Annotated in this window: 10 protein-coding genes; 2 read left to right on the top strand and 8 right to left on the bottom strand. The window is 67.7% G+C overall.

The features are described 5' to 3' along the window. From ACMUOO_RS15100 to ACMUOO_RS15070, 7 genes are all read right to left on the bottom strand, one after another. On the bottom strand, positions 1-400 hold a 400-nt coding region (locus ACMUOO_RS15100; RefSeq protein ID WP_413855680.1), incomplete at its 3' end, for a Mur ligase domain-containing protein. A gap of 20 nt (positions 401-420) precedes the next feature. Next, on the bottom strand, positions 421-2,205 hold the full coding sequence (locus tag ACMUOO_RS15095; protein ID WP_301919489.1) for a peptidoglycan D,D-transpeptidase FtsI family protein: 1,785 nt from the start codon (positions 2,203-2,205) through the stop codon (positions 421-423). Beyond that, entirely contained in the window at positions 2,202-2,549 is a 348-nt protein-coding gene (locus ACMUOO_RS15090; protein ID WP_301919490.1) for a cell division protein FtsL, read from the bottom strand. The genes ACMUOO_RS15095 and ACMUOO_RS15090 overlap by 4 nt, the downstream gene beginning before the upstream one ends. Then, positions 2,549-3,544, bottom strand: a complete 996-nt coding sequence (gene rsmH, locus ACMUOO_RS15085) for a 16S rRNA (cytosine(1402)-N(4))-methyltransferase RsmH (RefSeq protein WP_301919491.1) — start codon at positions 3,542-3,544, stop codon at positions 2,549-2,551. The genes ACMUOO_RS15090 and rsmH overlap by 1 nt, the downstream gene beginning before the upstream one ends. 3 nt (positions 3,545-3,547) lie before the next feature. Continuing rightward, positions 3,548-4,054, bottom strand: a complete 507-nt coding sequence (gene mraZ / locus ACMUOO_RS15080; RefSeq protein WP_301919492.1) for a division/cell wall cluster transcriptional repressor MraZ — start codon at positions 4,052-4,054, stop codon at positions 3,548-3,550. A 375-nt stretch (positions 4,055-4,429) separates the two neighbouring features. Further along, positions 4,430-4,645: a hypothetical protein gene (locus ACMUOO_RS15075; protein WP_301919493.1), complete on the bottom strand. Its 216-nt coding sequence runs from the start codon at positions 4,643-4,645 to the stop codon at positions 4,430-4,432. A 61-nt stretch (positions 4,646-4,706) separates the two neighbouring features. After that, positions 4,707-5,774, bottom strand: a complete 1,068-nt coding sequence (locus ACMUOO_RS15070) for an Mrp/NBP35 family ATP-binding protein (RefSeq protein WP_301919494.1) — start codon at positions 5,772-5,774, stop codon at positions 4,707-4,709. Between the two features lie 247 nt (positions 5,775-6,021). Between ACMUOO_RS15070 and ACMUOO_RS15065 the strand changes: the two genes are divergently transcribed. Then, a complete protein-coding gene (locus tag ACMUOO_RS15065; RefSeq protein ID WP_301919495.1) occupies positions 6,022-6,237 on the top strand; it encodes a DUF1127 domain-containing protein in 216 nt (71 codons plus the stop codon). 483 nt (positions 6,238-6,720) lie between these two features. Here the strand turns inward: ACMUOO_RS15065 and ACMUOO_RS15060 are convergent, their stop codons facing one another. Then, positions 6,721-9,081, bottom strand: a complete 2,361-nt coding sequence (locus ACMUOO_RS15060; protein WP_301919496.1) for an ATP-dependent helicase — start codon at positions 9,079-9,081, stop codon at positions 6,721-6,723. A 104-nt stretch (positions 9,082-9,185) separates the two neighbouring features. Between ACMUOO_RS15060 and ACMUOO_RS15055 the strand changes: the two genes are divergently transcribed. Then, positions 9,186-9,402, top strand: a 217-nt coding sequence (locus ACMUOO_RS15055; protein ID WP_413855679.1) for an alpha-hydroxy-acid oxidizing protein, incomplete at its 3' end; no start/stop codon positions are given.

The following is a 9,402-nucleotide window of genomic DNA, read 5'->3' as shown; positions in this document are numbered from 1 at the left end:
CGAGCGCCTGCCAGATCTGGCGGGTGAAGGTGGCCACGGACGTCTTGCCGGAGGTTCCGGTGACGGCGACCACGGTTTCCGGCTGGCGGCCGAACCAGAGCGCCGCCGTGTAGGCAAGCACCTGGCGCGGATCTTCCACCACGATCAGCGCGGCGGTCGAGGCGGCGAGTTCGGCCTTCGCTATCTCGGCGCCCTCGCGGTCGGTCAGGATCGCGGCGGCCTCCATCCGCAGCGCGTACTGGATGAACTCGCCCCCGTGCATCCGGGTGCCCGGCAGCGCGGCGAAGAGATGGCCGGGTTTCACCTGCCGGCTGTCGACCGAGAGACCGGTAACGGTCGCCTCCCGCCCGCCCTGGGCGCGCAGGCCCAGTTCGGAGAGCGATCTCACTGTCTCTGCCATGGTCTGCCCCGCTTCCGTCGTCAGTTGGAGACGCGTATTACCCCGGCCTCGGCGACAGGTTCAAGCGCGGGCCTCAGCCCCAGAAGCGGCGCGGCACGGCGGATGATCTCGGCGCCGACCGGCACGGCGGTCCAGCCCGCGGTGCGGCGCGGCTCGGTGCCCGAGGTTTCGACCGGTTCGTCGAGCGAGACCACGAGGACGTATTTCGGGTCAGACATGGGGAAGGCTGCGGCGAAGGTCGCCACCACCTTGTCCTTGTAGTAGCCCCCGCCCGTGGGCTTCGGCTTGTCGGCCGTCCCGGTCTTGCCGCCGACCTCGTAGCCGGGAACATTTCCGAAGGTCGCGGTGCCGCGGACGACCACCTGGCGCAGCAGGTCGCGGATGATCGCCGAGGTCGCTTCGCTGATCACCCGGGGCCCGGGCTCGACCTCGGTCCGTTTCAGGAGCGTGGGCGCGACGCGGGTACCACCGTTGACCATCGTCGCATAGGCCGCCGCGAGGTGCAGCGGGCTCGCCGCGACACCGTGGCCGTAGGACACGGTCAGAGTGGTGATCTCGGGCCATTTCGCAGGCTTCAGCGGCTTCGCGCCCGGTGCCTCCACAAGCTCGACGGGCGTCGGGTCGAAGAGGCCGAGCTTGCCGAGGAACTCCTGCTGGCGGGTGCCGCCGATCATCTGGGCGACATGCGCGGTACCGATGTTCGAGGATTTCACGATCACGTCGGTGACGGACAGTTGCGGACCGTAGTTGTGGAAGTCGCGGATGCGGAACTTGCCCCAGACCATCGGTCCCTTCGTCTCCACCATCGTCTCGGGGGTGACGAGACCAAGGTCGAGCGCCTGGCCGACGGCGAATATCTTGAAGGTCGAGCCGAGTTCGTAGACCCCCTGGACTGCCCGGTTGAACAGCGGATTGTCGGACGGGTCGCCCTTCGTCGCCGGCGCGGGCCGGGTGTTCGGGTCGAAATCCGGCAGCGAGGCCAGGGCGACGATCTCGCCCGTCCTCGCGTCCATGAGGATGGCCGCGGCACCCTTTGCGTTCATCAGCTTCATGCCGCCGGCGAGCACGTCCTCGACCGTGGACTGGATCGTGAGGTCGAGCGAGAGTTGCAAGGGCGCGCCGCCGTTCGCCGGGTCGCGGAGCCAGCGGTCGAAGGTCTTTTCCACGCCCGCTGTGCCCACGACCTCGGCCGAGGAGACGCCCTCGCGCCCGAAGCTCGCGCCGCCGAGGACATGCGCCGCGATCGCGCCATTCGGATAGAGCCGCATCTCGCGCGGGCCGAAGAGGAGACCGGGATCGCCGATCTCGTGCACAAGCTGCATCTGCTCGGGCGATATCTTCTTCTTCAGCCACAGGAACTTGCGGGTGCCGGCGAAATCCCTGGCCAGGCGTTCCGCGTCGAGATCGGGGAAAATCTGCGCCAGTTTCCGCGCACTGCCCGCCGGGTCCACCATCTGCTGCGGTTGGGCATAGAGCGAGTGCGTCACGAGGTTCGTGGCGAGGATGCGCCCCTGGCGGTCCGTGATGTCGGCCCGCTGCGCGATGATCGCCGTTCCCGCGCCCGCCGTTGCCGGCTCCGCCGGATCGGTGGAGGCGAGGACGCCCATCCGGAAACCGACCGCGCCGAACCCGACGATGAAGGCCAGACCGAGGACGAGAAGCCGCCCTTCCGCCCGAACACGCGCGCTGTCGCGCATGGCTTCGTGGCGGATGCGGATGTTCTCGCGCTCGATCACATCGGGGTTCTCGCCCTTGGCGCGGGCCGAGAGGATGCGGGCGAGCGGGCGGAGCGGCGTGCGGATCATGGGGCGTTTCCATTGAGCGCGATCGTGTCGACGGGCTCGGTGATCGGCGGCAGCGCGATCGCCGGATAGCTTACGGCCGCGACCGAGCCGAACTGGCGCGGCTCGAAGGGGAGAAGGCCGAGGCGTTCGAAATTCAGCTCGGCAAGCTCCCGCAGCCGGTCGGGGCGGTTCAGATAGGCCCACTCGGCGTTGAGCACGCTGAGAGCCTCGCGCAACTCGCCGATCTCGGCCTGAAGGCGGCGCACCTCGGCCAGTTCGCCCTGCGTCCGGTAATTCTCCCGGTAGGCCCAGAACCCGAGAGCCATGACCGCGAAGGCCGAAAGGACGAGGAGGAGGCTGCGCATCACCGGTGATCCTTCTGCGCGGGTTTCGGAAGGCCGAGGGCGGCGCGGGGCGCCTCCCCGGCGGGCGCGTCGGTGCGCATCCCGACGCGGAGCTTGGCGGAGCGGGCGCGGGGGTTCGCGGCGATTTCGGCCTCGTCCGGGGCGACGGCGCGGCGCGTGAGCATGCGGAACGCGGGCACCACCTGCGCGCGTTCGGGGGCATGGCGGCTGCCCTGCCCCTCGGCGCCCGAGCGAAGCTGGAAGAACCGTTTCACGATGCGGTCCTCGAGCGAGTGAAACGTGACAACGGCGAGCCGGCCGCCGGGCTTCAGCGCCCGCTCGGCGGCGGCGAGGCCCTCGGCAAGCTGACCGAATTCGTCGTTCACTGCGATGCGGATCGCCTGGAAGCTGCGGGTGGCGGGATGGCTCTGCCCCGGTTTCTGGCGCGGCAGGCAGCGCTCGATGACGGCGGCGAGTTGCAGCGTCCGTGTGAAGGGCCGCGCTGCGACGATGGCGCGGGCGATCCGCCGCGCGGCGCGCTCCTCGCCGTAGTGGAAAAGGATGTCGGCGATCTCGGCCTCGCCGCCGGTGTTCACGAGGTCGGCCGCCGTCGGGCCTTCGTCGCCCATGCGCATGTCGAGGGGGCCGTCCTTCTGGAAGGAAAAGCCCCGCTCGGCCTGGTCGATCTGCATCGATGATACGCCGAGGTCGAGAACGACGCCATCGACCGGCCCGCCGGCGAAGCGCTCGAGGTCGGAAAACGTGCCCTGTGCCAGCGTCAGCCGGTCGCCGTAGCCGCCGGCCCAGCCCTCTGCCATGCGCAAGACGGAAGGATCCCGGTCGATGCCGATGACCCGGTCCGCGCCGGCCTCCAGAAGCCCGCGCGCATAGCCGCCGGCGCCGAAGGTGCCATCGACCCAGAGGCCGGCGACCGGCGCGACGGCCGCGAGAAGCGGGCCGAGAAGAACGGGGACGTGGGGGGCGGGATCGGTCCGGCGGGCGGCGGCAGCGGCCATGGCTCAGCCCTTCGGCGGGAGCGGCGGCAGGAGGCTTCGCGGGTCGAAGTCCTCGGGATACTGGTCGGCGAGCCGCGCGCTGCGGCGGGCAGCCTTCGCCGCGTAGGTCTCGGGGTTCCAGATGCGGAAATAGTCACCGGCCGAGATGAAGAAGGCCTCGCCCTTCAGCCCGATCTTCTCACGCAGCTTCTGCGGGATGGTCAGGCGTCCGTCGTCGTCGATCTGCGCCTCGATCGACTGGCCGTACATCATCTCCTCGACCCGCAGGCGGTCCGGCGAGCCGCGCTGCATCAGCGCGATCTGCTGGTCCATCTCGTGGATGGCCGCCATCGAGAAGACCTCGAGCCAGTCCTGGCTCTCGGGTCCGTAGACGATGACGATGTTGGGGCGGAGCCCTTCGGTCCAGTCGGGGTCGGATACCTCGATCACGCGGCGGAACGGGGCCGGAATGGAGACGCGACCCTTCGCGTCCACCTTGAATGTATCCGATCCTCTGAACCTGCGTGCCAAGGGCCCGCGCTCCTTGCCTGTCCCCTCCCCCGGGTGTCACCGCCGTCAGACCAGGCCCGGAAAGACAACGGCGGATCGGGCTGCTGCCACTGCCCGATCCGCCGCCCTCGTCCCATCACTGGGGTGTCCGACTGCGCTGCCACCTGGGGGGATGTCTGCTCGCGTGCGCGCCGGATCTCTTGGTTCGATGAAAGCGGGTGCCTGTATGAAACCTGACTTTCGCCTTTTGGGTCTTGATGCCCGTTTAAGCCCGTCCTCATCGGTGAGTTAGGGATGCCATGGGATTTTGTGGGAATCAACAGGAAACTGCGCCACCAACTACACAACGGATGGTGTCAGACCCCATCCTGCGACAGGATATTGGATCGCTGGAGATCAGCTTTGTCCAATTGTTGATAATTTTTTGACATCAACAACAACATATTGATGCAATACCGCACCACGCATCAGTTCCATGAATTCCCGGAAAAATAACTTCAACGCAAGAATCCGATCGGAAATCTCGACGGAATCGGCCGGAATCCGGCGCAGTCGCGCCCCGGTGACCCCGCATGATTCGGTTTTCAGGCGAATCTGGCCGCCGCGTCCCACGCATTCCCATGCGGGGACCCGCAGGTCATGCCCGGTACCATGAAATCCCGGAAAGCGACCGTCAGGCCATGCCGTCGGCTATCAGTCGCCGGGCAAGCCGGCCGTAGGCCTCGGCCACCGGCCCCTCCCCGGTGGCGGCCGGCGTTCCGGCGTCGCCCGCGATCCGCACGTCGAGGCTGAGCGGCAGTTCACCGAGGAACGGCACACCGATCGTCGCCGCCTCGGCAGCAACGCCGCCATGGCCGAAGATATGCGCCTCGTGCCCGCAGTTGGGGCAGACATAGCTCGACATGTTCTCGATCAGCCCGAGGACGGGGACCTTCAGCTTCTCGAACATGTTGATCGCGCGGCGCGCGTCGATCAGCGCGACGTCCTGCGGCGTGGAGACGATGAGCGCGCCCGTCACCGGCACCTTCTGGGCGAGCGAGAGTTGGACGTCGCCCGTGCCCGGCGGCAGATCGACGATCAGCACGTCGAGATCGCCCCACTCCACCTGGCCGAGGAGTTGCTGGAGCGCGCCCATCAGCATCGGGCCGCGCCAGATCACCGCCTCCCCCTCCTTCAGCATTAGGCCGATCGACATCATCGTGACGCCATGGGCCCGGAGCGGGATGATCGTCTTGCCGTCAGGCGAGGCGGGGCGCTGCGAGACGCCCATCATCCGGGCCTGCGAGGGCCCATGGATGTCGGCGTCGAGCAGACCGACCTTGCGGCCCGCTCGCGCCAGTGCGACGGCGAGGTTCGACGCCACGGTCGACTTGCCGACGCCGCCCTTGCCCGAGCCCACGGCGAGAATGCGCCGGACCCCCGCGATGGGCTGCGGCCCGGCCTGCGGCGTCGGGTGCCCGCCGATCTTCAGGCTCGGCGCGGGTTTCGCCGCCGGCCCGTGCGCGGTCAGCACGATCGAGGTTCCGGTCACGCCGGGGATCGCCCGCACGGCCGCCTCGGCGGCGTCGCGCAGGCCGGCCAGAGCGCGCGCCTCGGCGGCATCGGCAGCCTCTATGACGAAGCGCACCATGCCCCCCTCCACGTCGAGCGCGCGCACAAGGTCGCGCGACAGGAGCGTGCCGCCGTCCGGCAGAGAGATACGGGAAAGGCAGTCAAGCACCGCGTCGCGCGTCACGCTCATCAGGGGCATCCTCCATTCGATCTGCCCAAGGATTGGACGCTTTGCCGGAAAGAGCAACAGCCCGCGATCATCGTGGCGACCGTCGCGGCAAGTTGCCGCTACGTAACGGAAATTTCATCGGCGGGGTCATGCATTCGCTGCATGGCAGCATTGATCTCTGCGGGTATTGTGCATCCGCAGCATAAGACGCATCTTCTTCCCAACGGCACCGAGATGCGGTGCCACAGATGAGACGAAGGTGACGAAAATGGCTTACGTGAGTGGTGTGCGTGGCGCGAACGGCGGTCTTGCGGACCGTATGGTGGACATGGTGCGCGAGCTTGGCGAGAAGTGGCGGCGCTACGGTGTCTACCGCGAGACTGTCCGTCAACTCAACGTGCTGAGCGATCGCGATCTGGCCGACCTCGGCATCCACCGGTCGGAGATCGTGTCGATCGCGACTGACGCCGCCTACGGCGCCTGACGAGTTTACTTCCTGGGGTCCTCCTCCTCCCTCGGACCCCGGAAATCCGCGGCGGCACCCTCCTCCTCCCTGGTGCCGCCGCGCCAGATCGGGCCGAAAGGCCCATGTAGACGCGACGGACCCGTCTCCTCCTCCCTCGGGTCTGGCGTAGTGAAGTGCGGCGGTGGCCTCCTCCTCCCTGCCACCGCCGCATCTTCACCAACGATCGGCGGCCCCTCCTCCTCCCTCGGGCCGCTGTGTGAAGTCGGCGGCATCCCCTCCTCCTCCCTGGGATGCCGCCGGTCTTCGAACCGGTTTCGCAGGCTCCCCCCTCCTCCCTGGGGCCGCGAAAGACCGAAAGCGGCGTCCCTCCTCCCGGGGCGCCGCTTTTTTCTTGCGTGAGCGAAGGCGGGTCCGGTGCAGGACCAATCCATGCAGCCCGCTTGCTGCCGAGGCGCGCCGGCCCGGGCGCCGGCGGCGGAAGCTCCATCCTCTAGCGAAAGATCAGAAGGGGATGTCGTCCGCACCCCCGGCCGCGACAACATAGCCTGCGACGACATGTTTCGTGCCGGCCTTGTCAAAGGCCACGCGCAGCTTCTCGCCCTCGATCATCTCGACGGTGCCGTAGCCGAACTTCTGGTGGAAGACGCGGTCGCCCGGATCGAAAGCCGGAACCGCATCGAGGTCGATCACGACGTGTCGCGCCTCGCGCGGCTGGCTGACGGGGCGGCTTCCGGCGCGGTCCTGCATCCGCTTCCAGCCGGGCGAGTTGTATACATCGGCGCGCGCGGCGCGGTCCTCGATGTTCGATGCCCCGAAACCCTGCGCAGCGGCCCCGTAGCCGCCGCCGTAGAGGCCGGGCGGGGTCAGGATGTCCACGTGATCGGACGGCAGTTCGTCGATGAAGCGCGAGGGCATCTGGCTTTGCCACTGGCCATAGACGCGGCGGTTGCCGGCGAAGGAGATGGTGCAAAGCTCCTCGGCCCGGGTGATGCCGACATAGGCCAGCCGCCGCTCCTCCTCCAGCCCCTTCAGCCCGCTTTCGTCCATCGACCGCTGCGAGGGGAAAAGCCCGTCCTCCCAGCCGGGCAGGAAGACCACCGGAAACTCCAGCCCCTTGGCGGCATGAAGCGTCATGATGGTGATCTTCTCCTCCGCGTCCTCGCTGTCATTGTCCATGATCAGCGCCACATGCTCGAGGAAGCCCTGCAGGTTGTCGAAGGATTCCAGCGCCTTGACGAGTTCCTTGAGGTTTTCGAGCCGCCCCGGCGCCTCGGGCGTCTTGTCGGCCTGCCACATCCCGGTGTAGCCGGATTCGTCGAGGATCGTCTCGGCCAGCCGGACGTGATCATGGTCGGGCACCTGCGCCGCCTTGTGCCAGCGATCGACCGCCTCCACGAGGACGCGCAGCGCGCCGCCGCCCTTGCCGCCGATCCGGCCCGAGGCGACGCAATACCGCGCGCCTTCCAGAAGGCTCACCCCGTCCTCGCGTGCCTGGCGCTGTATGGTCTGCACCGCCTTGTCGCCAAGGCCCCGTTTCGGCGTGTTGACCACCCGCTCGAACGCCAGATCGTCCTCGGGCGAGACGGCGAGGCGGAAATAAGCCATCGCGTCGCGAATCTCCATCCGCTCATAGAATCGCGGGCCGCCGACTACCCGATAGGGCAGGCCGATGGTCAGGAAGCGGTCCTCGAAGGCGCGCATCTGGTGGCTGGCGCGGACGAGGATGGCCTGATCGTCCAGGCTGCGCGGCTCCATACCCCGCGTGCCGCGCTGGATCGCCTCGGCCTCCTCCCCGATCCAGCGTGCCTCCTCCTCGCCGTCCCAATGGCCGATGAGGCGGACCTTCTCGCCGCCCGTCGCCTCGGTCCAGAGCGTCTTGCCGAGCCGCCCGGCATTGACCGATATCAGGCGCGAGGCGGCGGCGAGGATGTGTTCGGTGGAGCGGTAGTTCTGTTCCAGCCGGATCACCTGAGCGCCGGGAAAGTCCTTCTCGAAGCGCAGGATGTTGCCGACCTCGGCCCCGCGCCAGCCGTAGATCGACTGGTCGTCGTCACCGACGCAGCAGATGTTGCGGTGTCTGGCGGCCAGGAGACGCAGCCAGAGATACTGGGCGACGTTGGTGTCCTGATATTCGTCGACGAGGATGTACTTGAACCAGCGTTGATACTGCTCCAGCACGTCGGCGTGTTTCTGGAAGATCGTCACGACATGGAGAAGGAGGTCGCCGAAATCGCAGGCGTTCAGCGCCAGCAGCCGCTGCTGGTAGGCGGCGTAAAGTTCCGTCCCCATGTTGTTGAAATGGCTGGCCTCCGAGGCCGGCACCTGTTCCGGCCCCCATGCGCGATTCTTCCAGTGGTCGATAAGCCCGGCGAGTTGTCGGGCGGGCCAGCGCTTTTCGTCGATATTCGCCGCCGCGATGACCTGCTTCATCAGCCTAATCTGGTCGTCGGTGTCGAGGATGGTGAAGTTCGATTTGAGGCCGACAAGCTCCGCGTGCCGCCGCAATATCTTCACGCAGAGGGAATGGAAGGTGCCCATCCACGGCAGCCCCTCGACTGGCCCGCCGATCAGCCGACCGACCCTCTCCTTCATCTCGCGCGCGGCCTTGTTGGTGAAGGTCACGGCGAGAATCTCGTTCGGCCGCGCCATGCCCCTTGCCAGAAGATGCGCGATCCGCGCGGTGAGCGCCCGGGTCTTTCCCGTCCCCGCCCCCGCCAGCATCAACACCGGCCCTTCCAGCGCCTCGACCGCCTGCCTTTGGGCGGGGTTCAGCCCGTCGAGATAGGGCGCGGGCCGCGCCGCCAACGCGCGGGCGGAGAGGGATGCGCCTTCGAAGGCGTCGGCTTCGTCGAAACGGGTCATGGGTGGCAATCTAGCCGCATCGCGTGGCGAATTAAAGTCGAGTTCACACTCTGTTCCCTCCCTCGTGCTGGACAAGCAGTCGGGCCGTGTCGACAAGGCGGGACATGGACCTGCATCAGCGTTACCCGGCGATTTCAGACCTTAAGGCCCGCGCGCGGTCGCGCATCCCGCTTTTCGTCTGGGAATACCTCGACAGCGCCACCGGGACGGAGGCGACGCAGCGGCGCAACCGTGCGAAACTGGACGCGGTGCTGTTCCGCCCCTCGATCCTGCACGGCGAGTTCACGCCCGACCTGTCCACCACGCTCTTCGGCCAGACCT

It is taken from the genome of Albidovulum sp. (genome assembly GCF_041919395.1).
Classification (GTDB): domain Bacteria; phylum Pseudomonadota; class Alphaproteobacteria; order Rhodobacterales; family Rhodobacteraceae; genus Albidovulum.
The sequence above is the reverse complement of the archived record's forward strand: the minus strand, read 5'-3'. Positions and strand labels throughout refer to the sequence as shown.